Source organism: Clostridioides sp. LIBA-7678, from assembly GCF_056716065.1.
The window spans coordinates 1,014,326-1,041,304 of the sequence record NZ_CP196987.1 but is presented as its reverse complement, the minus strand read 5'-3'; the positions used below and the strand labels follow the sequence as shown (position 1 = coordinate 1,041,304).

Annotated in this window: 22 protein-coding genes and 1 other annotated feature; all 22 genes read right to left on the bottom strand. The window is 28.4% G+C overall.

The annotated features are described in order from the left end of the window. Nucleotides 1-37: 37 nt before the first annotated feature. Nucleotides 38-511, bottom strand: a complete 474-nt coding sequence (gene ybaK, locus ACTG46_RS05065; RefSeq protein WP_479923711.1) for a Cys-tRNA(Pro) deacylase — start codon at nt 509-511, stop codon at nt 38-40. 122 nt (nt 512-633) lie between these two features. Then, entirely contained in the window at nt 634-1,332 is a 699-nt protein-coding gene (locus ACTG46_RS05060) for an ABC transporter ATP-binding protein (RefSeq protein WP_479923710.1), read from the bottom strand. Then, the gene (locus tag ACTG46_RS05055; protein WP_479923709.1) at nt 1,320-2,105 is read right to left on the bottom strand and encodes an ABC transporter permease; all 786 of its coding nucleotides are present in this window, start codon (nt 2,103-2,105) and stop codon (nt 1,320-1,322) included. Before ACTG46_RS05055 ends, ACTG46_RS05060 begins: the two co-directional genes overlap by 13 nt. Beyond that, nucleotides 2,077-3,072, bottom strand: coding sequence for an ABC transporter substrate-binding protein (locus ACTG46_RS05050; protein ID WP_479923708.1), 996 nt, complete (start codon nt 3,070-3,072; stop codon nt 2,077-2,079). The genes ACTG46_RS05055 and ACTG46_RS05050 overlap by 29 nt, the downstream gene beginning before the upstream one ends. Nucleotides 3,073-3,183: 111 nt before the next feature. After that, a complete protein-coding gene (locus ACTG46_RS05045) occupies nt 3,184-5,118 on the bottom strand; it encodes a YgiQ family radical SAM protein (RefSeq protein ID WP_479923707.1) in 1,935 nt (644 codons plus the stop codon). Between the two features lie 183 nt (nt 5,119-5,301). After that, complete coding sequence (locus ACTG46_RS05040) at nt 5,302-8,844, bottom strand: sensor domain-containing diguanylate cyclase (protein WP_219674220.1); 3,543 nt, start codon at nt 8,842-8,844, stop codon at nt 5,302-5,304. A gap of 628 nt (nt 8,845-9,472) precedes the next feature. Then, the gene (locus ACTG46_RS05035; protein ID WP_054269539.1) at nt 9,473-10,723 is read right to left on the bottom strand and encodes a DUF1015 domain-containing protein; all 1,251 of its coding nucleotides are present in this window, start codon (nt 10,721-10,723) and stop codon (nt 9,473-9,475) included. A gap of 30 nt (nt 10,724-10,753) precedes the next feature. Further along, on the bottom strand, nt 10,754-11,695 hold the full coding sequence (locus tag ACTG46_RS05030; protein ID WP_054269538.1) for a D-2-hydroxyacid dehydrogenase: 942 nt from the start codon (nt 11,693-11,695) through the stop codon (nt 10,754-10,756). Between the two features lie 238 nt (nt 11,696-11,933). Next, complete coding sequence (locus ACTG46_RS05025; RefSeq protein WP_021383755.1) at nt 11,934-13,010, bottom strand: pyridoxal-phosphate-dependent aminotransferase family protein; 1,077 nt, start codon at nt 13,008-13,010, stop codon at nt 11,934-11,936. Nucleotides 13,011-13,361: 351 nt separating this feature from the next. Then, a complete protein-coding gene (locus tag ACTG46_RS05020) occupies nt 13,362-13,877 on the bottom strand; it encodes a PaaI family thioesterase (RefSeq protein ID WP_054269537.1) in 516 nt (171 codons plus the stop codon). 281 nt (nt 13,878-14,158) lie between these two features. After that, nucleotides 14,159-15,229 (bottom strand): 3-isopropylmalate dehydrogenase, encoded by a 1,071-nt coding sequence (gene leuB, locus ACTG46_RS05015; protein WP_054269536.1) that lies wholly within the window; start codon nt 15,227-15,229, stop codon nt 14,159-14,161. 6 nt (nt 15,230-15,235) lie between these two features. Further along, complete coding sequence (leuD, locus tag ACTG46_RS05010; RefSeq protein ID WP_054269535.1) at nt 15,236-15,727, bottom strand: 3-isopropylmalate dehydratase small subunit; 492 nt, start codon at nt 15,725-15,727, stop codon at nt 15,236-15,238. Nucleotides 15,728-15,741: 14 nt separating this feature from the next. Next, complete coding sequence (leuC, locus tag ACTG46_RS05005; protein ID WP_074178274.1) at nt 15,742-17,019, bottom strand: 3-isopropylmalate dehydratase large subunit; 1,278 nt, start codon at nt 17,017-17,019, stop codon at nt 15,742-15,744. Continuing rightward, on the bottom strand, nt 16,976-18,718 hold the full coding sequence (leuA, locus tag ACTG46_RS05000; protein WP_479923706.1) for a 2-isopropylmalate synthase: 1,743 nt from the start codon (nt 18,716-18,718) through the stop codon (nt 16,976-16,978). The genes leuC and leuA overlap by 44 nt, the downstream gene beginning before the upstream one ends. Before the next feature lie 127 nt (nt 18,719-18,845). Then, nucleotides 18,846-19,093, bottom strand: a binding site (T-box leader). A 157-nt stretch (nt 19,094-19,250) separates the two neighbouring features. Next, nucleotides 19,251-19,697 carry a hypothetical protein gene (locus ACTG46_RS04995; RefSeq protein ID WP_054269532.1) on the bottom strand — a complete coding sequence of 149 codons (447 nt, stop codon included), beginning with the start codon at nt 19,695-19,697 and terminating at the stop codon, nt 19,251-19,253. Between the two features lie 20 nt (nt 19,698-19,717). Further along, nucleotides 19,718-20,437 (bottom strand): phosphatase, encoded by a 720-nt coding sequence (locus ACTG46_RS04990; RefSeq protein ID WP_054269531.1) that lies wholly within the window; start codon nt 20,435-20,437, stop codon nt 19,718-19,720. 117 nt (nt 20,438-20,554) lie between these two features. After that, complete coding sequence (locus ACTG46_RS04985) at nt 20,555-21,820, bottom strand: 30S ribosomal protein S1 (protein WP_054269530.1); 1,266 nt, start codon at nt 21,818-21,820, stop codon at nt 20,555-20,557. A gap of 210 nt (nt 21,821-22,030) precedes the next feature. Further along, on the bottom strand, nt 22,031-23,398 hold the full coding sequence (locus ACTG46_RS04980) for an MATE family efflux transporter (protein ID WP_054269529.1): 1,368 nt from the start codon (nt 23,396-23,398) through the stop codon (nt 22,031-22,033). A gap of 211 nt (nt 23,399-23,609) precedes the next feature. Beyond that, entirely contained in the window at nt 23,610-24,047 is a 438-nt protein-coding gene (locus ACTG46_RS04975; RefSeq protein ID WP_074178277.1) for a COG2426 family protein, read from the bottom strand. A 31-nt stretch (nt 24,048-24,078) separates the two neighbouring features. Further along, on the bottom strand, nt 24,079-24,708 hold the full coding sequence (locus ACTG46_RS04970) for an HAD-IB family hydrolase (protein WP_054269527.1): 630 nt from the start codon (nt 24,706-24,708) through the stop codon (nt 24,079-24,081). A 21-nt stretch (nt 24,709-24,729) separates the two neighbouring features. Further along, the gene (locus tag ACTG46_RS04965) at nt 24,730-25,617 is read right to left on the bottom strand and encodes a decaprenyl-phosphate phosphoribosyltransferase (RefSeq protein ID WP_219674217.1); all 888 of its coding nucleotides are present in this window, start codon (nt 25,615-25,617) and stop codon (nt 24,730-24,732) included. 28 nt (nt 25,618-25,645) lie between these two features. After that, the gene (locus tag ACTG46_RS04960; RefSeq protein WP_235702008.1) at nt 25,646-26,866 is read right to left on the bottom strand and encodes a cation-translocating P-type ATPase; all 1,221 of its coding nucleotides are present in this window, start codon (nt 26,864-26,866) and stop codon (nt 25,646-25,648) included. Nucleotides 26,867-26,979: the final 113 nt, after the last annotated feature.

Genomic DNA, 26,979 nt, shown 5'->3' with positions numbered 1-26,979 from the left:
TATTAAGCACATAATCTCTATATTTTATATGTAATACTTATTTTTTTATTACATCTACAAATTCTACCTGTATAAGCTTTTGTAAATCAAATGGTGATAGCTCTATTTGATAGCCTATTTTTCCTGCACTCACAATAATCGTCTCCAGATTTTTTGCACTTTCATTTACAAAAGTTCTATAAAGCTTTTTCATACCTATAGGAGAACATCCTCCTCTAATGTATCCTGTAAACTTATTTATATCTTTTACATGAATCATCTCCACACTTTTCTCTTTAGCTACCTTTGCGGCCTTTTTTAGGTCCAAATTTTCATGTACTGGTATTACATATACATATATATTCTTACTAACTCCTTGAGTTACTAGAGTCTTATACACTTCATTTACATCTCTTCCTATATCATGTGCTACCTCAACACCATCTACATGTTCACTTTTCACTTCATAAGACATTACTTTATAATCAATCCTATTTGAATCTAATATTCTCATAGCATTAGTCTTAACCATACATTCACTTCCCTTTTATAAAATACGAACATTACACATCTTTTCGAATATTCTGTACTATTTTAACGCAGCCTTATAGATTTTAAATAAGTATATTTTAAAATGACAATATTATTATAACTCTATATCAACTTCAAGACTTCATTTTTTTCCAATTCATTAGAATTTTTTAATATTTTTTTTATTCTAATTGGAGAATCTCCTAAAATGAATATTCTATCTGCTAAAAATAATGCTTCCTCTATATTATGAGTTACAAATAATACAGTTCTCTTTTCTTTTTTTAGTATCTTTTTAAAATTCTCCATTATAATTTGTGTATTCTTTACATCAATAGATTTAAAAGGTTCATCCATTATAATATTTTTTGATGGGTATATAAACGCTCTGGCAATGTTTACTCTTTGTCTAAGACCACCACTAAGCATTTGTGGATAGAACTTTTTATATTCGCTAATTCCAACTAATTCTAAATACTCATCACAAATTTTATTTAGTTGAACCTTATTATAGTATCTATTTACGACTATCTTTATATTTTCTTCTACTGTTAACCAGTCTATAAGTCTATCATCTTGAAATATATAACTAGCTTCTAATTTATTTTCTACTCTATTCAATTCTTCTTTGATACTTAGATTGTCAGTATCTTTTTTAATAATTCCACTTATTATGTTCAAAAGTGTAGTTTTTCCACAGCCAGATTTTCCAAGAATACAGTTAACCTCATTAACATAAAAATCAATATTAAAATTTTTAAATATAATACGATTGTCATACCTTTTATTTATATTTTCAATACTCAACTTTACCTTTTCCATAAAAAAGCTCTCCTTGCTAAAAACTTTTGAGTTATTTGTAAAATGGCAGAAATTAATAGAACGATAATTATCCATGCAAATATTCCAGATGTATTAAAATTAATTTTTTCAGTCTGTATCATAGTTCCAATGCCATATGTAGGTTGACTATAGACCTCTCCTGCTATAGCAACTTTCAAGCTCAAAGAAAATGTTGACACTAGTATAGATATAATTTGAAATTTTATAGCTGGCAAATAAATTTTTAGTACCTTATCTATAAATCTTATTTTATATACACTTGCCATTTCTAATAAATTCTTATCTATATTCAATATAGTACCTAAAACGTTATCATATAATATAGGAAAAACTATAGCAAATCCAACTATAAAAGGCGTGCTATCTTTTTCAAACCAAATAAGTGCAAGTACTACCAATATCATAGTTGGTATTGAACGTGCTAAAGCATTAATTGGTTTTAATAAGTTTCTAAAAAATCTACTTAAATAGGACATTATTGACAATATAATAGCAAAAACCACAGCAAATAAAAAACTAAAAAAACATCTTCCCATAGAATAAAGTATGTCTATATAGAAATTAGAATTAAGTATGATTTCTTTAATACTATTAAATACTTGAACTACTGTTGGCAAAAAGATATCATTATCAATTTTCAAAGCAATAATTTGCCATAAAAATAAGAGGATAACACAAGAAAGTGTTACCTCTAATTTATCTATAAATTGTTCTTTATTTTTTTTATTTTTCAACAGAGTATATTGCTTCATCAGGTACTTTGCCTCCTAATGTCTTATCATCAAAATCAGCCAATTTATCATAGTAGTTTTTGTAGTCTTCAAGCATATCTTTAATTGGAATATATTTTAAATTAGCTCTTTCAAGAGCTTTTCCTATTATCTTTGATTCAGTAGATATTTTTATTTTTTCAGAATATGCACCTAATTCTTCAGGATTTTTATTTGCCCAATCTATACTATTTGATAATTGACCTACAAAAGAATCAACAAAATCTTTATTATCTCTTAAGAACTCAGATTTTACAATTAATGTAGATTGTGGATAGCCCTCTTTTGAGCTGCTCATTTCCTTCCATGAGTCATTTAAACTTTTTATGATTTTTATATCTGGATTTTTAGACATCAAAGCACTAAGTGCAGGTTCTGGAACAATACCTGTTGTAATTTTACCAGTAGCCAATAATGGTACTAATTCACTTGCTGAATTCACATAATTGAACTTTATATCTGAAGAACTTATACCCTTTTGCAATAAAATACTCTTCATAGTTATATCTGGAGTAAGCCCTTTACCTGTACATCCAACTTCTTTACCAAGCAAATCAGAATAGTCTTTTATATTTTCTGTTGATACTAAATAAAGTGAACCCATTCCTACAGTACCAACGATATTATATGATGAAGTTTTATTATATGCTATTGCAGCCATATTTGATGGAACTATAGCTATATCTACATCTTTTTTCATCACTCTCGTAGAGATTGCCTCTGGTGTCTTCTCAATACTATACTCTGTTTCATATCCCTCTTTAATTTCTGGATTTTCATTTGCAAGTTTAGCTATTGCTACTGCTGGCAATCCATCTGGAACAGCCACTTTTACTTCTTTAACAACTGATAACTCTTTTTTTGGAGATTTACTTTGCTCTGATGAACATCCTACCAAAAAAGTCACACCGAATACTACTAATAATATTATAGAAATATACTTTTTCATCTTTTCCTCCCAAAGCTAACATCTTATAAAATAATTATATTTATTTATATTAATTTCTGTTAATTTATCGAATTTTCCTTCTTATTTAAATCTTTTTATTTATATTATCTTCTAATATCTTTTCTTTTTCTTAGTTGAACTTTTTTGTTGATTCTTATTAGTTTTGTTATTTGTATTGGCTCTTTTATTTTTATTTACACCTTTAGATGTATTTTTCTTAGAATTATTTCTATTAAAATAAGGCTTCTCATCTCTTGGCTTTATCAGACATCTATGCCCAAAACCAATTAAGTCTTCTCTCCCAGCTTCTACTAATGCAGAATATACTAATTCATAATTTCTAGGTGCTCTATACTGTAATAAAGCCCTTTGCATTGCCTTGTCACGTTTTGCTTTAGGTACATAAACTGGCTGCATTGTAAGTGGGTCTATACCTGTATAAAACATTGTCGTAGATAGAGTTCCAGGCGTAGGATAAAAGTCTTGAACCTGCTCTGGTTGATAATGAGTATCCCTTAAATACTCAGCTAACTCTATAGCACTATTTAATGTTGAACCAGGATGGCTAGACATTAAGTATGGTATTAAATATTGCTTTTTACCCAATTCTTCATTTATAGCAAAAAACTTCTGTCTAAACTTATCATAAGTTTTTCCTGCTGGTTTTTGCATATATTTTAAAACTTCTTCTGATATATGCTCTGGTGCTACCTTCAATTGACCACTTACATGATGCTCTATCAATTCTCTAAGGAATTTATTGTTTTTATCTGCCATTACATAATCATATCTGATACCAGAACGCACAAATACTTTTTTTATTTTAGGTAATTTTCTTACTGCTCTAAGTAAATGTAGATACTCACTATGGTCTGCATCTAAATTTTTACATGGTGATGGTGATAGACATTGTCTATTTTTACAAGCACCTTTAGTAATTTGTTTATTACATGCTGGCCTTCTAAAATTAGCTGTTGGCCCCCCAACATCATGTATATATCCTTTAAAATCATCTAAATTTGTTATTCCTATTGCTTCATCAATAATTGATTTTTCACTTCTACTTTGAACTGCTCTCCCTTGATGAAATGTTATTGCACAAAATGAACAACTTCCAAAACATCCTCTTGAGCTTACTATACTAAATTTAACTTCTTCTATCGCTGGTATACCACCAAATTTTTCATATACAGGATGGTATGTTTTTTGATATGGTAAACCATATACTTCATCTAATTCTTCTCTGCTAAGAGGCTTTTCTGGCTTATTTTGTACTAAATACTTACTTCCTTGAGGTTGAACAATTACATTTCCTCTAAATGGGTCTTGCTCATCATATTGAATTTTAAAAGCCTCTACATATTTCATTTTGTCTTCACATATTTCTTTATATGATGGAATTAATATATATTTATCATATATTTCATCCAAAGTGTCTGCAACATAACATGTCCCATCAATATGTCTAATATATTTTGGGTCATATCCATCATTAAGTGCATGTGCCACCTCTACAATCTGCTTTTCACTCATACCATAAACTAATAAATCAGCACCACTATCTATTAACATAGATTTTCTAACCTTATCACTCCAATAATCATAGTGTGCAAATCTTCTTAAACTGGCCTCAATCCCTCCTATGATTATTGCAACATCGCTATATGCTTCTCTTATTTTATTGCAATAAACTATAGTCGCTCTATCTGGTCTATAACCCATTTTTCCACCTGGAGAATACATATCTTTATCTCTGTGTTTTTTGCTAACAGAATAATGGTTAACCATTGAATCCATATTTCCTGCATTAACTAAGAATCCAAGTCTAGGCTTTCCTAACCTCATAAAGTCGTCTGTAGTCTTCCAATCTGGTTGTGCTATTATTCCAACCTTATATCCAGCATTCTCTAAAACCCTAGATATTATTGCTGTCCCAAAACTATGATGGTCTACATATGCGTCTCCTGTAACTAGAACAAAATCTAATTCTTCCCATCCTCTATCTATAATGTCTTGTTTACTTATTGGTAAAAACTTATTTTCCATATTATCACCTGCTCAATATATATTTAACAAATATTTTTCATACAAAAGTATCTTTTTATTTTGTTCTTAACGCTTAATTATATCACAAAAAATACTTAAAACCACAACTTAAATAATTTATATAGACATTTTAAGTCTAATAAATTTAAATTGTGATTTTAAGTAAATTCATAATACTATATTTTAAACATTTTCTTCAGGCTCAAAACTACTTACTTCATTCCCAAATATTAAGCATGCATCTTTGCCATCAAACCATTTCAGAGTAGTTGTAGTTATATTTGCATTTATATCAAATTTTTTATTACGCATAAATGATTTACAAGTATCACTGCTATCTTTTAAATGCCTCATAGGACATTTTTTACAAGGTTTGTTTTGATTGTTTAAGATTGCCTTATAACATAAATCCCCTATATGAGTATTTGGTGCTGACTCAAGCATTTTTTTATTTATAAATAACAATTCATAAGTATTTCTATCAACAACATACGCCCATATATCCATATTGTCCATTACAGACTTTTGAATCTTTAAAGACTCTTCTAGCTTGTTTTGTATACGCATTTTTAATAAAAACATACTAAGTGTTTTAGATATAAAGGTTAGTGTATTTACTTCATCACTAGTCCACATACGATTATATGAACATTCATCAAAACCTACAAACCCTCTAAATTCATCACCCTCCAAAATTTTGCATTGTAATATTGAACGTATATCTTGTGGCTTAAGTATTTTTTTCTCATCACTACCCAAACTATCAATATCATTACAATAAAATAATCCATCTGCATTAAAGTTTAAAAGATAATTGCCTAAATCATCATAATAAATATTTTTAAGATTATCAATTTCTGAACTTATCCCCTCATTGCACCATTCAAATGTATTCTTACAAGCTAAATTGTCATCTGAGTTTTCAAATATATAGACACGACTTACATTAAAATGCCTACCTACAATATCTAGAATTAAGTTTACTGCCATTTCTATATCGTTTGATTCATATAGTATATCAAATATATAGTTTGTTATATGTTCTTTAAAAGTCCTATCTATATTGACATTTTCATATGTATTTCTTGTATTAGTTATATATTGTGCTTTATCAATTCTTTTATCATATAATGTATAACAATTTTTACCTTTTCCTTTAGCTGAATAAAGAGCTATGTCTGCACGTCTAAATAACTGCATATAGTCCAGACCATCTTGTGGAAATCTAGCAATCCCTACACTTAAGGATATCTTATAATTGTTTCCTGCCCCTACAAAAGACCTTTCAAAGGCTTTAACCAATTCTTCAGCTTTATTTATAATATCTCTTATTTCAGAAACATCTTTCATAAAAACAATAAACTCGTCTCCACCAATTCTTCCTACTATATCAGATGCCCTAAATAAATTAATTAAATCACTTGCAATTTCACTTAACACAGCATCCCCATATAAATGCCCTAAATTGTCATTTATTCCTTTAAAATCATCAATATCAATAATCATTAAAGCACCTTTTCTTTTTTTATCTAATGTTATGTACTCTTCTATAAGCGATTGAGATGCTTTTTTATTATATAGGTCTGTCAAAGGGTCTTTTTCTGCCCTTTCTTTCAATTTTTCAGCTTCTCGCTTTACCTCATCAATATCAGTCAAACTCCCTACAACCTTATAAGGCATTCCATTATCATCAAAAAGTGTTGTTGCCTTTATGCTAAACCAGGCATAAGTAGTATCCCTAATTCTAAGTCTAATTTCACACTCTTCATATTCACTACCTTCTGAAGTAAGTTTAATTAATGAAATAAATTTATCCATATCATCCTGATATATATCTACTGATTTAATTAGATTTTTTGTTGCATTTTCGGTTATAGGGTCATAGCCAAACTTATTATACCAGTTTGGTGAAATATTCATTTGGTCTTTTTCTATATCCCATTCTACTATGATATTTTGAGTCTGTTTTATAATAATCTCATGACGTTCTTCACTTTTTTTAAGCTGTTGTTCTAATAGTTTAGCAGAAGTAATATCTACAATAACACTACATAATACAGATTTCCCATCTTCATAAACTATTTTTCTACCTTTTAATAAAATCCATATAATAGTTCCATCCCTTTTCTCTATTCTTTGTTCACTCGCAAATGTATCACTTATTTTGAGTTGTTCATTAATACTATCAATAAGTCCTCTTCTATCATCTTTAAAAATCAGTTTTATTAATTTATTATTTAGTTCGTCTTTCAGTTGTTTACGTGTATATCCAATCATATTTAAATATCCTTCATTTAAATATATACTGTCAAAATCATCATTTATCTCAGTTATAACTATACCACCAACAATATTATTATTAATAGCTTCTATTTCAAATCGTTTTGAATTTAGCTCTTCTTGTGTCTTTTTAAGTTCTGTTATATCAGTTAAAACTCCCTGAATACACTCATTTCCTTTGTTATCCTTTATAGATTTACTTCTCTCTAAAATCCAAATTATACTTCCATCTTTTTTTACAATTCTATATTCAACTTCAATTTTATCTTGTTTTTCTAACTGATTTAGGATAGTACGATTAAACTTGTCTATATCTTCTTTGTAAATCATATCTTTAAATTTATTTTTAAATATTCTATTTAAATCTTCATCAGAGTAACCTGTAAGTTCTAGAAACCCTTGACTTACATATGACATAGTCATATCTTCATCTTTCAGACAGTTTTTAACACCTCCTAGTATATTATCTGTAAGTGCTTTAAACTTTTCTTTTTCGTTTATAATGACCCTAGTATTATTATTTATAATGTAGGCTATGTATACTATGAAAATCAATATAACTAGTAGTATTTCCAATGCGAATATATATACATCATAAGATATATTTTCTGACTGAATAGACACTATTTCATTTGGTACAACAGAAAAAACATACCAATCATTAATCCCAAGTGGTCGATAATTTAGCATAAATTTCTCATTATCTAAATTATAATTAGAATATCCCGATTTATCATTTTTCATATTTTCTTTTATGGTTTTTATACAATCTACTTCATTACAATTATCTTTGTTGAAAAGTTTAAATATACAGGATATCATTTTACTATTTGTACTTTGAGCAATTATATCTCCATTTTTTTTTGCAACAAAAACATCTGCCTTTTCATCAAATGCTGATAATCCTAATAATTCATTTAACTTTGTTGAATCATAAATTCCACTTAAAACACCCACTATTTTCCCACTTTTATAAATGGGTGCTGATAAAACTATTATTTCTTTTTTATCGATACTAGATTTTAAAGGCTCTGATATATTCCTTTCCCCATTCTTAGCTTTTTTAAAGTAATCTCTATCTTGAATATTACTGATGATTCCATCATTAGAATAACTTTTTCCATCCAATCTAGAAACAGTCATACTAGTTAAAGAACTTCGATTTACACTAGAATCCATTAAATCAATTACCATTTCATCATTTATATTGTTCAAATTTCCAATAAAATTAGCAATAGATTCAAGCATGTCAAATTGACCACTAAGTTTTGTCTTGAGATTAATTATATTATGTTCTGTAAACTCGGACAAATATGTATGTGTGGTTTCCTTTAACTTATTATCTAATTTAAACTTGAACTTAAAAATAGCACCACCTGTTAAAATAATTATAATAATAAACAAGATACTAATACCTAATATTCTTGGCTTTAGTCTGTTAATCATACTCACATCCTCATTATATAATTATGTTATTTAATTCTTCAGTAGGAAATTATCTTAAAATAGAAAAAATATTTAACTAAAACCGAGTATTATTTATTCATTTTGCAAACATTTGCATTCATTCCTATTTTTAAGATTTTTTAATAAATATTTTATTTCTTCCTATATTAGAATTAAACAACATACTTTCAGATTTATTTATAAAACCTTGGTTCATACTTTACTCTTAATAAATATTAAGAACTCTAACTCTATTTTTAATTTATCAAAACTGATAATGTAATATATTCATTATTATTCATTCCTTTTCTAATTAATTACTATCCCCTTAATTTCATACAAAAAAAATAATATGTATTATCGGATAATAATTCTAGCATAACATTATAATGTCCTTTTATTTTTTCATTTTTATAAGTGTGAAAATATAATTTATTATTATAAAACATAAATTTTCATTCTAAATTATAACATAGAATACTACTATCTATATATTAAAATTATCCATTTTCTAAAAAAAGGTAACTATTATTAAAAATATTATCTTCTAGTGTTTATATATCATATATAACTTTGAACAAAAACAAGGGCTAAAAAGTGTAAATCTCACTTTTTAGCCCTTGTTTAATTATTCATTTATTTCATGTAGAAATAGCCCACATCTTACTTTAGGTTCAAACCATGTTGATTTTGCTGGCATTATCTTGCCTGCATCTGCTACTCTTATCAAATCCTCAATACTAGTTGGATACATTGCAAAAGCTATTTTCATATCTTCATTAACTCTTTTTTCTAATTCTTCAAGACCTCTTATACCACCAATAAAGTCAATTCTTTTATCTACTCTAGGATTCTCGATTCCTAAAATAGCATCAATAACATAGTCTTGTAATATAGAAATATCTAATGAATCAACAGGGTCTTCTATTTCTAATAAATTCTTATTAGCCTCCATTTTGTACCATTTATTGCCTAGATACATCCCGAAAGTTCCTTTTTTGTCAGGTTTATATTTTTCTTTTCCTTCTATTTCTTCTAGCTCAAAATTTTCTTTTATTTTATTTATAAATTCTTCCTCACTTAAACCATTTAAGTCTTTGATAACTCTATTATAATCCAAAACCATTAAGTTCTCATCTGGTGCAATCATAGCTATAAAATAATTAAATTCTTCTTTTCCAGTATAGTTTGGATTTTTAGCTCTCATTTCTTTTGCTACATTTTCTGCTGAAGCTGTCCTATGATGACCATCTGCAATATATAGATAATCTAATTTCCCAAATTCATCTACTAAATTACATATTATATCATCATTCTCAATCTTCCATACTGTATGCTCTATCTTGTCATCTGTTACAAAATCGTATAAAGGGTCATTATTATCCATAAAATCATTGATTATATCATCTATCAATCTTTGATGTTTATAAGTTACAAGTATAGTTCCCGTATTAGCATCACAGTATTTTATATGCTTAGTTCTATCAATTTCCTTTTCTGGTCGAGTGTATTCATGTTTTTTTATTGTTCCATTTAAGCTTTCATCAACTGATATGCATGCTACTATACCAACTTGAGCTCTACCATCCATGATTTGTTTATATATATATATACACTCTTTATCATCTTTTACTAGAATTTCTTGTTGTCGAAATTCATCTAAATTTTCTCGCGCTTTTAAATAAACTTTTTCATCATATAAATCTATATCTTCATCTAAATCAATTTCTGATTTATCTATATGCAAAAATGAATATGGATTCCCTTCTGCAATTTTTCTAGCTTCTTTACTGTTCATAACATCGTAAGGAAGTGCTGCTACTTTATCTACTATATATTTATTTGGTCTAATCGCCTTAAATGGTTTAATAGTTGCCATTACTCATTTCCCCCTAATTATATAAATATTTTATAATGCTACCTCTATTAGATTATTGAAGTCAAGAAAGAAATCTTGAATCACATTTACTATTTCTTCTCCTATTCTTTCTTGAGCTTCTACTGTAGATGCCCCAATATGAGGTGTAGGAGAAACTCTTGGATGATTTACTAAGTCTAGATTTAATGTAGGTTCTTGTTCATAAACATCTATAGCAGCTGCTGATAATTTACCTTCATCTAATGCTTTTAGTAAATCTTTCTCATCAACTAAACCGCCTCTTGCACAGTTTATTAAATAAGCACCATCTTTCATCTTGTTTATTTCTTTTTCAGTTATTACTGCCCCCTTATTCTTATCAAATGGTATGTGTAAAGATAAGAAATCTGCCTTTTCTAAAACTTCTTCCATATCACAGAATCTATATTTGTTAAAGCCTTGTGCTTCACCCATTATGTCAGTATATATGACATCCATACCTAATAGTTCGGCTCTCTTTGCAACTTCTTTTGCAATTCTTCCAAAACCGATAAGTCCAAGTGTCTTTCCATTAATTTCTGTACCTTTATATTTTTTCTTCTCCCATTTTCCATCTCTCATAGTTACATTTGCAGTATTTATGAATCTTGCAAGTACAAATAATTGACCTATTGTAAGCTCTGCAACAGATATACTACTTGCATTTGGAGTATTCATAACTTTTATGCCATTAGCTTCTGCATATTTAACATCTATGTTATCTAATCCTACTCCACCTCTTACTATTAACTTCAATTTTTTGCCCTCTAATGCTTTATCTATTACATCCTTAGTAACTTTAGTAGCTGAACGTACTACAAGTACATCAACATCTTTAAGTTTATCTCCTAAAACATCTTTTTCATAAAACTGCTCTATCACATTAAAATTTAACTCTCTCAATTTTCTCGCTGCTTCTTTCTCTATTCCATCAGTAATTAATATATTATACATAACAAACTCCTCCAATTTTTATTCACTTAATTTTCCCAATTTTTATTTTTTAAAGTATTTTTATCCATAAAACACTTTATTTAGTTTAACTTTCTGTTTATATAATTTTCAAAATATTTTTTTATTAAAGTCATATCAAATTTCCCTATTCTTTGTTAAAAATTTAATATGTAATTTTTATAAAATATATTCTACTATATATTCTAAATTTCTATTAAAAATACATAATTTTATAATATTATTTATTAAAACCTAATATATCATCAATATTATCTAATAATTCTTGTACATCTTCGACAGTATAGTCACCCATATGTGAAATTCTAAAAGTTTTTTCTTTTAAATCGCCATAGCCATTTGCTATCTGGAATCCTCGTTCTTGTAATTTTGAATTTAAATTTGATACACTAATACCTTGAGTATTTTCTATAACAGTAAGTGTATTGGATAAGTGATTTTCATTGGTAAAAATTTGGAAGTGTTTTTTAGCCCAGTTTCTAACTAAGTTTGCCATGTCTTCATGTCTGTTAAACCTGTTATCTAAGCCTTCATCTAATATATTATCTAATTGGAAATCTAAAGCGAACATGTGAGAAAGAGATGGTGTTGAAGGGTATTGGTAGTTTTTCTTGATTAAGTATTCATACATTGCTAACAAATCAAGATATACTCCTCTAAAAGGTACTTGCTTAGCTCTATCGATTGCTTTTTGAGAAAATGTGCAAATAGACATTCCTGGTGGTAATCCCAGTGCTTTTTGTACTGATGTTATACAAATATCTATTCCAATCTTATCAACCTCGACTTTTATTCCACCGGCTGAACTTACAGTGTCTACACAGTAGACCACATCTTTATACTTTTTAACAACTTCTCCAATTTCTTCTATTGGGTTTCTTATTCCAGTTGAAGTTTCATTGTGAGTTACAGTTATTAAATCGTATTCTCCAGTAGAAAGCACCTTATCAACCATTTCTGGTGTTGTTGCCTCTCCTAATTCAACTTTAAATATATCCGCTGGGACATTATTAGCCACTGCCATTTTGTACCATCTATCACCAAAGGATCCACAGGAAAATACTGCTGCCTTTTTGGATGTACAGGAACGAATGGAGCCTTCCATTAAACCAGTTCCGGATGACGTGGATAAAAGTATCGTGTTGTTTGTATAGAATAGTTTTTGCATTTTTTCACTTATACTCTTTTGGAGTACAGATGCATCTTTTCCTCTATGTCCTATCATTGGTGTAGCCATCTTTTGCAAGACTTCTTCTTTAACATCAATAGGACCAGGAATAAATAATTTCTTACTCATTATAATTCCCCCCTTTTTTAGTTTGTAATATGGATAGCGTTTTTACTGTCCTTATTTTTAATAACTATAATATCAAGCTGAATTAACTATGTCAACATAAAATTTATTTTTTATATATAATTTTTATTATATATTTTATGAAATCATTCATTTTGCACATCATCACAAGTCTGAATATTCTGAAATATACTCTCAAAAAAAATAGACTTTTTAGCTATGTAAATTAATTTTTTTGATATGTAAATTTAATGCTATTAAGAGAAATCTTTTTAGTATAGCTAATTTATTTTTATTTTATATTTTTTATAGAATTTTTTAATTTTATGTTTTTTAGATATAAACTTTTTTTAATTAAAGTTCAATATATTCTACATTTTCTTTTGATTCTTCGAAAAACCATTCTTCATCAGAAAAGTCACCTTCTGAAATTTGACCAATAGGCATTTTCATATATTTTCCAGTTGCTGTCACTGCTACATCTCCATTTGGTAGAATGATTTCACCTGTACCTTCAAACAATTTCCTATTTTCTTTAGTTATTCTTCCAACAACTTTTATAGTCGCATCCGTTGGCACTGGCTTTTTATATTTCAATTCTAAAGATACTGTCACTCCCCAAATTTGGTCATCATTTATACTTACAGCTCTTCCAATAGTCTCATCCAATATTGCAGCAGACATACCTCCATGTACTCTTCCTGGATAACTCTGATGCCAATCTTTTGTATTACAAATTGATACAAGTTCTCCATTTTCAAGTTCATAAAAATCTGCTTTAAGTCCTAGTTCATTTTGTGTTCCACAAACTAAACAAGATTTGCTACTATTTTGCTTCTTTAAAACCTTATACTTTGCCAAAAAATCCATCTCCTAACCTACATTGATAGTTGCTTAATATTAAATAATTCTAAAATATATTATATAATATTAATTAAATACCTGCAAACTTCTAATACTAAAAATAGACTATTTCGATATGATGACTTTAATCTTATGTATTACTTTCTAAAAAAACACAATATGGTTTTATGTAATTGAAATTACTCAAAACCATATTGTGCTCTAAAAATAAACTATATTAAAACAGATTTTTTACTAATTTCCCAAATCATACATTCAATCTGTATTATATAAATTAAATTATAATTCTAAATTTCATTTACTATTAATTCGCCCATTTCCTTAGTTCCTACAACAGTTCCCATACCATTATAAATATCACTAGTTCTATAGCCTTTATTAAGTACACTTTGCACAGCATCTTCAATACACTTAGCTTCCTCTTCTAAATTAAAACTATGTCTTAGCATCATGCTTACAGATAGAATAGTTGCAATTGGGTTTACAATATTTTTTCCTGCTATATCAGGTGCACTTCCATGTATTGGCTCATACATACCAAAACTATCTTCTCTAAGTGATGCTGATGGTAACATACCTATAGAACCTGTAATCATGGATGCTTCATCAGATATTATATCTCCAAATATATTATTAGTTACTATTACGTCAAACTGACTAGGGTCTCTTACAACTTGCATCGCAGCATTATCAACATACATATGAGATAACTCTACATCCTCAAACTCTTTAGCTAGTTCTTCCATTATACTTCTCCATAGTCTTGAACTCTCAAGCACATTTGCCTTATCCACACTTATAAGTTTTCCTTTTCTATCTCTAGCTATTTCAAAAGCTCTTTTTCCAATTCTTCTTATTTCATTCTCGTTATATGTCTCTACATCATAAGCATTTTCAATGCCATCAATAATTTTTCTTCCACGTTCTCCAAAATAAATGCCCCCTGTTAACTCTCTCACAACAATAAAATCAATGCCTTTCTCAACTATATCTGCTCTAAGTGGTGAAGCTTCTTTTATACTTTCATACATTGTAGCTGGTCTTAAGTTGGCAAATAATCCCAATGACTCTCTTAACTTTAAAAGACCTGCTTCTGGTCTTATATCACCCTTACATTTATCCCACTTTGGACCTCCAACAGCACCAAGTAATACAGCCTCACTTTTTCGACAAACTTCAACAGTTTTATTTGGTAAAGCCTCTCCAGTTTCATCTATAGCACATCCTCCAGCTAATACATATTCACAATCGAATCTATGGTTAAATTTAAAGCAAATTTTATTTAGAACCTTTATACCTTCTTCTATTATTTCTGGTCCAACACCATCACCTTTTATGACTGCTATATTATAATTCATAACCCACTACCCCCTGTTTACTTTTATTGAATTGATTAAGCCTTCATTTAGTATAATATTTTGCATAAACTCAGGAAATGGTTCTGCCTTATACTCTTTTCCTTTTGTTATATTTTTTATGACACCTGTAGAAAAATCTACTTCTATATTATCTCCTTCTTCTATATTGTTAGCAGCCTCTTCACATTCAAGTATAGGAAGCCCTATATTTATAGAGTTTCTAAAGAATATTCTAGCAAAAGTAGAAGCAATTACACAGGATACTCCACTTTCTTTTATTACAATTGGAGCATGTTCTCTTGATGAACCACAACCAAAGTTTTTAGTGGCAACTATAATGTCTCCTTTTTTTACCTTAGAAACAAATTTATCATCAATATCCTCCATACAATGCATAGCTAATTCTTTATAATCAGCTATATTTAAATATCTAGCTGGTATTATTACATCTGTATCTATATTATCTCCGAATTTAAAAACACTTCCATTAGCAATCATAAACTTTACCTCCTTTAAATTATCTCTGATGGTTTTGATATTTTACCAGCTATAGCTGATGCTGCTGCTACAGCTGGGCTTGAAAGATATACTTCTGAATCAACATGCCCCATTCTTCCTACAAAGTTCCTATTTGTTGTTGAAATTGATTTTTCTCCTGATGCAAGTATTCCCATATGACCTCCTAAACAAGGTCCACAAGTTGGAGTGGAAACTGCTGCTCCTGCCTCTATAAATGTAGTGATATAACCCCTTTCTATAGCTTCAAGATATACTTGTTGAGTTCCAGGGAATATCATTACTCTGACTCCATCTGCTACTTTTTTACCTTTCATGATTTCAGCCGCTACTTCAAGGTCTGATATTCTTCCATTTGTACAAGAACCGATTACAACTTGGTCTATCTTTATATCTTTATCAATCTCATCTACTGTTTTAGTGTTTTCAGGAAGATGAGGAAAAGCTACTGTCTCTCTTAATTCAGCTAAATCAATTTCATATACTTCATCATAAACAGCATCTTCATCTGCTTCATATACATTTACATCTTTCGTTATTGTTGTACACTTATGTGAATTTATATATTCCATAGTTTTATCATCTACTGAAAAAATTCCATTTTTAGCACCTGCTTCTATTGCCATATTACAAATAGTAAATCTATCATCCATAGATAAATACTTTACTCCATCTCCGCAAAACTCCATTGACTTATAAAGTGCACCATCAACGCCTATCTTACCTATTATATGAAGTATTACATCTTTACCACTTATCCATTTATTTGGTTTATTCTTCAATATAAATTTTATTGCTCCAGGTACCTTAAACCAACATTTTCCTGTGGCCATGCCTGCTCCCATGTCAGTTGAGCCTACTCCAGTGGAAAATGCTCCTAAGGCTCCATATGTGCAAGTATGAGAATCTGCACCTATAATTACATCTCCAGCTGTTACTATCCCTTTTTCAGGAAGAAGAACATGTTCTATTCCCATCTCTCCTACATCAAAGAAATTTATAACGCCTTTTGACTTCGCAAAACTTCTTGTAAACTTACATTGCTCTGCACTTTTTATATCTTTGTTAGGTGCAAAGTGGTCTAAGACCATTACTACTTTAGTCTTATCATAAACATCTTCAATACCTAATTTTTCGAACTCTCTAATGGCTACTGGTGATGTTATATCATTTCCTAAAACTATATCTAAATCTGCTTCAATTAGCTGCCCTTTCTTAACCTCATTTAAATTAGCATGTTTTGCTAAGATTTTCTGTGTCATAGTCATCCCCATCTTTTACTTCCTCCTCAATATAACTTTTATTTATCGCGTTCATAAGTGCATTAATAGCTGCTGTATTTATATTTTCTGATATACTTACACCAAAATAGACTTTATCATTGTGTTCTATCCCTACATAAGCGACACCTCTTGAATGTGAGCCTTCTTCTAATGCATGCTCCCAATAGTACCTGAATTTGTAATCTTTCATGCCACATTCTTTTAATGCATTATTAAACGAATCTACAGGTCCATTTCCTATACCAACAATTCTTTGTTCATTTCCCATGTAAGTTACTCTTGCGGTCATCTCAATCATATTAGTATCATTAGAATCATCATTTTCATAGTTTAGTTCATCCATTGATTTTATTTTATATTTTTTAACTTTATAAGGGCTCTCAACATCAATATATTCCTTCTTAAATAAGTTAAATATTGCTTCACTGCTAAGTTCTTCCCCTATTCTATCAGATTCCATTTTTACTACATTTCCAAAATCAGAATGCATATTCTTAGGTATCATAAATCCATAATCTGTTTCCATTATATAAACAGCTCCTCCTTTTCCGGATTGGCTATTTATTCTAATAATCTCTTTGTATTCTCTTCCTATATCATGAGGGTCTATTGGTAAATATGGAACTTCCCAGTAATCATTAGCTCTGTTTTTCATTGCTATCATGCCTTTTCTAATAGCATCTTGATGAGAACCAGAAAAAGCACAATGTACAAGATTCCCTGCATATGGATGTCTATCATGGACTACAAGTTTTGTACATCCCTCATATATTTCTCTTATCTTATCAATATTGCTAAAATCTAACTCTGGGTCTATTCCTTGTGTATAAAGATTAAGTCCGACATTCACTATATCCATATTCCCAGTTCTTTCACCATTTCCAAATAAGGTACCCTCAAGTCTATCTGCCCCAGCTAATAATCCAAGTTCACTTGCTGCTGTACAAGTCCCTCTATCATTATGAGTATGCAAACTTAATATGATAGAATCTCTACAACTTACATTTTCACAAAACCATTCTATTTGGTCTGCGTATACATTTGGTGTTGCCATTTCCACTGTTGATGGAAGATTTATTATCACTTTCTTTTGTGGAGTTGGCTTCCAGACATCTATCACTGCCTCACATATTTCAAGTGCATAATCCATTTCTGTTCCTGTAAAACTTTCTGGTGAATATTCAAAAGTAAACTCTGTCTCTGGATATTTTTTTATCTCTTCATTGAACAATTTTGCCCCTTCAACTGCTATATCTATTATTTCTTGCTTACTCATATTAAAGACTACTTCTCTTTGAAGAACTGATGTAGAATTATATAAATGTATAATTGCTTTCTTACACCCTCTTATTGATTCAAATGTTTTTTCTATAAGATGAGCTCTGGATTGTGTAAGAACTTGTATAGTTACATCATCTGGAATCATATTCTCATCTATTAATTTTCTTAAGAATGTGTACTCTGTATTTGATGCTGATGGAAATCCCACTTCTATTTCCTTAAATCCTGTATCTAAAATCATTTTGAACATTCTGACTTTTTCATCTACACTCATAGGTGTTGGTAGTGATTGATTTCCATCCCTTAAATCAACACTACACCAAATTGGAGCCTTAAATATCTCTTTGTCTGGCCATTTACGATTTTCTATTTGCATTTTTCCATACTTTTTATACTTTCCATATTTCATGTTATTTCCCCCTTTTATGTTTTTTGTATCCAGTATACCTTATGTCGACGCAATCCTACCCCATTTAATTCATAAGAATAAATATTAATTTTATCATTAGAATAAAAATAACCCCATCTCTAGTAAAATTAGAGACGAGGTTTTGCTCGCGGTACCACTCTATTTAGCTTTCTAAAAAGCTCCCTTAGTAATAGCCAACATAAATAATTATAATGACTATATTTCCTATAACGTGGAATTACTCCGATTATCCTAAGACATAAATCTTAGGAAACAGCTCCTAGACAAGTTCAGAACTATCAACTACTAAATCACACCATACTTTAGCTCTCTGAAAGTTTCATTGTTCTTACTGCTTCTATTCATTGCTTTTTTAATCATTTAAATTTTCTAAATATTTTGATTTAATAGTTATTATATACACATTAAAATATATTGTCAACACAAAAAAAATAAATATCTATATTTTTTTATTTTTTATTTTTAACAAGTAATTTTATAAACCATGCTAACTATTGAAAACAGTATAGTGTTATCCCTTAAATTTTTTCAACTTTTCGTCTATGATATTTAATAATTTTTTTTCATCTTCAAAGCTCAGTGCACTCAATCTTATTTTATAATTAGAATCGTCTGTGTATATATTTAATACTTTTTTTACCACTTCTATTTTTTCTATTATTTTATAGTTAAACTTTTGATTTTTTTTGGATTTTATACTGAATATACATTGATTATTTATTAATATTGAATGATTATCAAGAGTAAGATACACTTTTCCCTCATATTTATTAAAAAAATCACGTCCTTGTTTAAAAAGAAAAACTGCTGTTACTATACATAAAAGATATAAGATTTTAGTTGAATATATAAAAATTGTAGCTAAAATTACAAGTGCTAAAAGCATATATATAACCATTCCTTTTTTAAAATAACCATTGTCATAATAATTCATATAGATAAACTTATTTTTACTCAAATTTTTTCACTCCCACGATTCTAAAAATTTATATCAAAAAACTCTATAATTTCGTCTTCATGATAATTTATGACCAATTCATCTGGGAAATCTACTGATTTTAAAACTTTCTCTGCATTTTCAAATTCGCCTATAGAATAACATATATGAGAGTCTGTACCAAGAATCACTCTTACCCCATGTGTTTTACATAACATTAGCATGTGACTTGCATTTTCCCAAGTTCCAGTTCTATGAGAGTTTGAACTTAATGAGGAATTATTTATTTCCAAAAGAATATTTTTTTCTTTAGCTTTCTTTACTATAGATTCATAATCTAAAGGATATCTACTATCATCTGGATGACCAATTATTTTTACTTTAGGTTTGTCCATTACATTCAAAATAGCATTTGTATTTTCTTCTTTTGTTCCTGAAATTATACAAGGTCTATGAAGACTTGCAATTACATAGTCTAGATGCTGTAACATATCTTCCTGAACATCTAAATTTCCATCATAATCCATTATATTTCCTTCTATTCCTCTAAGGACTCTTACATCTTGTACTTTTCGTGGAAGTAGATGTAAATTATAAAAATAAAATGGATGTGGCCCTCCTGGCATATTAGGTCCATGGTCTGATATTCCTAGATATTTTATATTTTTATGAACTGCTTCTTCGACATTTTCTTTAAAAGTACTATGTGCATGTCCACTTATTAAGGTATGACAATGTACATCTATAATAGACTTTTTCATTAAGTTTCCTCCTGATATTTTATATAATTTTTTGTAGATAGCTAAAGGGCTATTTCAAAACTAAAGCTGTCATAATAGACAGAGTAATGTTTTAAAACAGCCCCATTTTAAATTATTTTATACTTCTAAATCTTTAAATTTATCTTTAAATAATTCTCCAATACTTCCTAAAGATTCCTCTACTTCTAGGTATTCTGTTATATCTTCTTCTGGCTCTCTAGTCGCTTCTTTTACTGAAACTAACATTCTTTTAGTCTTTGGTTTAAAGTCAAGAATTTTAACTTTAACTTCATCTCCAATATTAACAATATTAGTAACTTTAGCAACTCTAGTATCGCTCAATTCAGATATCGGTAAATAAGCATCTACACCTTCTTTAATTTGAACAAAAGCTCCCTTTTCTATTATTCTAAGAACCTTAGCATTAACAACATCATCAATTTTCACTTCTTTTGCTATTAAATCCCATGGGTCATTATTTATGTCTTTTAATGCTAATGCAATTTTTTTAGTATCTTTATTTACATCTAACACATAAACTTCTACTTCTTGACCTTCTGAAACAACATCTTCAACATTTTCAACCCTTGCCCAAGCTAAATTATTTATATGTGCTAATCCTTCAATTCCACCAATATCCACAAATGCTCCATAAGACATTATCTTCGTTACTTTACCATCTCTTTTTTGTCCAACTTCAAGAGAATTAAATAATTCTTCTTTTGCTACTTTAATACGAGCTTTTTCTTCTTCTCTTTCTTGTTTGATTCTAGCTCTTTCAGCTTCTTTTTCTGCTTTAATTTGAGCTCTTCTTTCTTCTTTCTCTTTATTTATACGTTCTTGTAATACATCTCTATGAGATGCTACAAGTCTATTCTTTCTAATATCAAAGTCTCTTATATAAACTTCTAAATTAAGACCAACAAATTTAGATGTATCTGTAATAAACTTTGTATCAAGTTGAGAAATTGGTATAAAAAATGTATATGTATTGTAATTAGCAAATACACCTTTGTCTATATTTTTTTCAACATTTACAGTTATTATTCTATGTTCATCATAAGCTTTTTGTAATTCTGCAAAATCATTTCTTTTATCAAGTTGTAATTTAGATAAAGTTATTGTCCCATCTTTTTGAGATACTTTTGTTATTACAGCACTTACTTCATCACCTATATGGTATAAGTCTTCTATATATTGATTTTTTTCTATGTTTAATTCACTTATAGGTATTATCCCATCAAATCCATAGTCTAATCCTAATTGTACTTCATCATTTCTCACTGCAATTATTTTTCCAGTTATTAATTCTCCAACTTTCACTTTGCTGAATACTTGTTCTTGCTGGTCAAGTAATTCTTGCATTGTTAAATCATTTTCCATTATATAAACATCCTTTCCATTTATTAATTATCATATCTGTAAATATTATACCATTAATATTGCAAATACTTACATTTTTCTTATTGTAATTTTAAAAATTAATTCAACTTTCTATCTTTATACATTATAGAAAATATCTTATTAAATTAAAATACAAATTCTAATTTTTATCTATTAAAATATTTTCATGGAAATTTTATATTATATATATTATTCTTCTGTCGTTTTAGATTTTGATAGAGAGCTTTTATAAAATATAAAGAAACAGATTGCTGTTATAGTAGCTGCTGTTATATCTGCAATTGGCTCTGCTAAAAGTACTGCAAAAAGTTTTTCATTAAAAAATGTTGGAAGTATAAATATTAAAGGTATCAAAAGTACAACTTTTCTAAGAAGAGCTAAAATCAAAGATATTTTTGCTTTTCCAAGTGCTAAAAATGTTTGTTGACAAGCTAGTTGAATTCCAAACATAAAAGAACCTGCAAAATATATTTTTATACTCCAACTAGTCATGCTAAGTAACTGCGGATTCTTATTAAATATACCAACAAAAAATGCAGGGAACATCATAAGTAGAATCCACAAAATAGTAGAATATGTAAAACATGACAATAGGCACAATTTAAATGTCTTTTTGACTCTATCAAGTTGTCCTGAACCATAATTGTAACTTATTATTGGTTGTGCTCCTTGTGTAAAGCCCATATTAGGAAGCATAAGAATTTGCATTATACTACTCATTATAGCCATTGAACCTACTGCTAAATCTCCTCCATACATCTGCAATTTACTATTTAATGCTATAAGTACTAGACTTTCTGTAGATTGCATTATAAATGGAGATATTCCTAACCCCAAGACTGGTAATATAATACTTACTTTAGGTATCATATACTTCTTTTTTATCTTAAGTATACTTTTCTTTCCAAATAGAAACACCAATACCCAAATAGCGGAAACACCTTGTGCAATTATAGTGGCTAATGCAGCTCCTTTTACACCCATATTAAGACCAAATATAAAAATTGGGTCAAGTATTATGTTTATCAAAGCACCTATAGCAACTGTAATCATACCAGTTGTAGCAAATCCTTGGGTATTTATAAAAGTGTTCATTCCCAGTGAGATTTGAACAAATACTGTACCTATTAAATAAATTTTTAAATAATCCATTGAATATCCAATAGTAGATTCACTTGCCCCAAACATCCAAAGCAAAGGCTCTTTTCCAATCTGAAAACCTATAGTTAAAAGTATTGCTAAAATCACTAATACAGAAAAACTATTACTCATTATTTTCTCTGCACCATCATTATCTTGTTCACCCATTTTTATAGCAGCTAATGGTCCTCCTCCCATACCAATTAAATAACTACATGAAGTTATTATAATTATTATCGGAAATGCTACTCCGACACCTGCCATAGCAACTTCTCCACTTTCCATTCTTCCAATGAAAATCCTATCCACTATGTTGTATAAAACATTTACGATTTGTGCAATAATAGCGGGCGTAGCAAGTTTAAATAACAATTTTCCTACACTTTCATTTCCTAAATTAGTGCTTGAATTTTCCACCTTAAAACCTCCTTAGTCTATTAATTAAAATTTATTGTGATTGAAATTTTATTCTATATAAAAAATTTATTTTATTAGTAGGAAAATTTTTAGTACTTTCCTCACAAATAATACTATACTATATTTCTTTAGCCATAGTAAACATTTTAGAGCAAAATGAATTTAAATGATACTCACAAAAAAACTATCCAAACATATTGCTTGGATAGTTTTATATTATATGTAGAGAAAGTGCTGAAACTATAACTCCTGATAACAAATTACCAATAAATACTCCTACAAAGGCATCTTTTATTCTCATTTTTAGTATAGAAGCTATAGCAGATGCAGTCCATGTTCCTGTAGTTGGAAGTGGTATCCCTACAAATAGTATTATACCTATCATTGAAACACTTTTTAATTTTTTCATTCTTGAATTTATTTTTCTATCAATTGTATCTGCAATCCCTTTAAATAATTTTTTCCCTCTTAAAAATTGCAATACATGCCTAAATGTTAATATCAAGGGAATCGATACCAAAGTAGAACCAATTACACTAAATACATAAACCCACATAGGATTTAAACCCATTGCAATACCTATAGGAATGGCTCCTCTTAATTCTGTTACAGGAACCATAGATAAAATTAATATGTGTAAATATCCCAAACTATTCCCTCCTATTCTAAGTGACATTAAGTTATGAATTTATTCGTTCTATAACCTCACCATTCTTTTTACTAACCAAAAAAGCATTTTTAGCTAATGAAAGCATAGGTAAATCACTCTTAGAGTCCGAATATGCATATGAATTTTCATAATCAATCTCTATCCCAAGCTTATCTAATACAGCCTTTATTCTATGTATTTTTTCAATTCCCTTACAGTTTTCCCCCACAAATTGGTTTTTATATCTTGAATTTTCATAAAACAACTCAGTGCCTATGACTTCATCTGCAAAACCATAATGTTTAAAGTATTTCATATACGCATATGGAGATGCTGTTATCATAATTATAACATTATGTTCTTTTTTGTTTTTGTAAATAATTTTTTTCATAGACTCGTTAATTTTTTTCATAATACAGTCATCAAAAAAAAATTTTAAATCTTCTTCACTAAAATCTACTATTGGATGAAAGATTGCCTCTTTTGCTCTTTTCAAAGGTACTATTCTAAGTAAGTACATAGCTAGAGTAAAAACAATATATGGCACCTTTATAATAGTTTTAAATGTTTTATTTTTTAAAGAATAAATAAAAAAATCTAACATACTATCAGTATTTATAACAGTATAATCTACATCAAGTAATAATACACTTTTTTTCATAAGTATTTCCCCATCCTATCACTAAAAAATTAATATTACTAAACATGCAATTATCCACAATATTACGTTTATTTTTAAAGACCAGTCTTTTAATACAATCTCGGTAGGATTTCCTTCATTTGTAGTGTTAATTATATAATTATATCTAAGTACACCATAAACTACAAATATTGTTGTAAATATCATACGTGGTTTTTCTGGATTACTTGTAGAATACAAAGCATAACACACAATTGTAGAACTTAACATAACTACCATCATTTGATTTAGATTTTCTATGTCATAATCTTCTAGTATCTTTCTATGTTCAATTGCATCATCTCTTAAAGTCTCTATTTCTTTTTTACGTTTTCCAAAAGCTAAATACAAAGATAAGAAAAAGGTACATAATATTATCCAATTTGATAAGCTTACATCTATGGCTACACACCCTGCATAAACCCTAAATATAAATCCAAGAGATATTGAAAACACATCTAATAGTATTATATTCTTTAATTTAAGAGAATATAATATATTATTTATCAAATAAAGAACAAGAATTATAGTCAATCTGAAATTAACAACTATTGATAAACTAATTGAAATCAAAGCTAATATTACAAATAGTATATTAGCATTTTTTTTACTTATTCTCCCACTTGCAACTGGTCTATTACGTTTTTTAGGATGTCTTTTATCTTTATCCATATCTATAGCATCATTCAATGCATATACTGATGATGATATAAGACAAAAACATACAAATGCAATAAATGTCTTTAATAGTAAATTTGTATTTAGTATGTTATTTGAAAAAATTATAGCCGAAAATACAAAGAAATTCTTTATATATTGCTTTATTCTCATTAGTTTTATATAATCTGAAATTTTAGTAAGAAGCTTTACATTTGTATTTGTCTGTTTCATAAACTTACTACCCTTTCAATATTATTTTTTAAACAGGATATAACTTTATCCCTATATTTAAAATTTCTATAAATCCATTTACATTACTAATTATTATAGTAACCAGTAACAATGATAGAAATATATTGTACATATTTTTTTCATTTTTTCTAAGTGCTTTAGTAAAATAAGCCAATAGAACTATAACTGCAAAACTAAAATTTATAGACATGATACTTGAATTAAGTAGATTATATCCTATTATTCCATGTAAAACTAAGTTAAATATAATTATCCCTATACATAGTTTAGGAACTCTTTTTTCTGAGTTTTCAATAACTGACAAAACACAAAAACAAAATGCTAATAATGTAAGAATAACTGGTATTGTCGCAACTTCTCCATTTTGCAAAAACAGACCTTTTTTAAGCTCTGCTCCAGGAAAATAAAAAACTGAATACAACAATCTTTCTATAATCATTGCAATTTTTTCTAAAATTGGACCACTTCTTATAAATTTCGTGTCATATTGTATTACATTACCAAGATTCATAAAACTCTCATAAGATTTAGTTGAAACTATACAAATATATGCTATTAAGATAAATGTAGCTAAATGTTTTAACATCTTTCCTAATTTTAGCTTAAATTCAAATATAATATTCAAAAAATACAAATATATATTACTAATAGTTATTCCAAACAAAGGAATAGCAGCCAATTCAACCAAATAAGAATTTTTTCCTTTCATCTTATTTGCAATAAATATAAAAAATATTAACGAAAATTGACTATATATAAACCTCTCTACATTCAAAGTCATAAATAGTTGTGGGAAAGAAAATATCATTATCGTAGTAAGTAAAATTAAAGTTAACCTCTGCATTTTTATCTTTTTAATATGATTAAAAACTAAAGTTATAGATATCGCACTAGTTATTATTTGTAGACAAATCAATCCAAATCCATAAGCACTATTAAAATTGGTTGTTCCTGGATTTGCTATTGATGTACAAAATAAGTATATTGGATATGCAAAAATTGATATAATTGTTGAAAATAATATGTGTTTACTATTATCTTGATTTATAGCAAATACATTTAAATTGAATAAAACTCCAGTATCTGTATCTAATAACACATCATGAGTATTGTTCAAATCATAAAATATAGTGGTTTTTGAAAAAAATATATTAGTTATTATTAGATAGGTTATTACAACTAATATAAACAACAACATCTCATTTTTGTATTTTAATATTTTACTCATCAATATATATCACCATCCATTCATTCTATAGGATTTGTTACTACCTATAATTTATTCCCTTAATTTTAATAGTCGCCTTTATAATATCCTTACTTGTTTTATTTTAATTGAAT

Coding starts and splice junctions, on each gene's coding strand:
- ACTG46_RS05030 (WP_054269538.1), bottom strand. CDS start 11,695: ATGTATAATATATTAATTACTGATGGAATAGAGAAAGAAGCAGCGAGA.
- ACTG46_RS04985 (WP_054269530.1), bottom strand. CDS start 21,820: ATGGAAAATGATTTAACAATGCAAGAATTACTTGACCAGCAAGAACAA.
- ACTG46_RS05040 (WP_219674220.1), bottom strand. CDS start 8,844: ATGATTAACAGACTAAAGCCAAGAATATTAGGTATTAGTATCTTGTTT.
- leuC (WP_074178274.1), bottom strand. CDS start 17,019: ATGGGGATGACTATGACACAGAAAATCTTAGCAAAACATGCTAATTTA.
- ACTG46_RS04990 (WP_054269531.1), bottom strand. CDS start 20,437: ATGAAAAAGTCTATTATAGATGTACATTGTCATACCTTAATAAGTGGA.
- ACTG46_RS05025 (WP_021383755.1), bottom strand. CDS start 13,010: ATGAGTAAGAAATTATTTATTCCTGGTCCTATTGATGTTAAAGAAGAA.
- ACTG46_RS05035 (WP_054269539.1), bottom strand. CDS start 10,723: ATGGCAACTATTAAACCATTTAAGGCGATTAGACCAAATAAATATATA.
- ACTG46_RS05060 (WP_479923710.1), bottom strand. CDS start 1,332: ATGGAAAAGGTAAAGTTGAGTATTGAAAATATAAATAAAAGGTATGAC.
- leuB (WP_054269536.1), bottom strand. CDS start 15,229: ATGAATTATAATATAGCAGTCATAAAAGGTGATGGTGTTGGACCAGAA.
- leuD (WP_054269535.1), bottom strand. CDS start 15,727: ATGATTGCTAATGGAAGTGTTTTTAAATTCGGAGATAATATAGATACA.
- ACTG46_RS05055 (WP_479923709.1), bottom strand. CDS start 2,105: ATGAAGCAATATACTCTGTTGAAAAATAAAAAAAATAAAGAACAATTT.
- ACTG46_RS04965 (WP_219674217.1), bottom strand. CDS start 25,617: ATGAAACAGACAAATACAAATGTAAAGCTTCTTACTAAAATTTCAGAT.
- ACTG46_RS05045 (WP_479923707.1), bottom strand. CDS start 5,118: ATGGAAAATAAGTTTTTACCAATAAGTAAACAAGACATTATAGATAGA.
- ACTG46_RS04970 (WP_054269527.1), bottom strand. CDS start 24,708: ATGAAAAAAAGTGTATTATTACTTGATGTAGATTATACTGTTATAAAT.
- ACTG46_RS04960 (WP_235702008.1), bottom strand. CDS start 26,866: ATGAGTAAAATATTAAAATACAAAAATGAGATGTTGTTGTTTATATTA.
- ACTG46_RS05050 (WP_479923708.1), bottom strand. CDS start 3,072: ATGAAAAAGTATATTTCTATAATATTATTAGTAGTATTCGGTGTGACT.
- ybaK (WP_479923711.1), bottom strand. CDS start 511: ATGGTTAAGACTAATGCTATGAGAATATTAGATTCAAATAGGATTGAT.
- leuA (WP_479923706.1), bottom strand. CDS start 18,718: ATGAAATATGGAAAGTATAAAAAGTATGGAAAAATGCAAATAGAAAAT.
- ACTG46_RS05020 (WP_054269537.1), bottom strand. CDS start 13,877: ATGGATTTTTTGGCAAAGTATAAGGTTTTAAAGAAGCAAAATAGTAGC.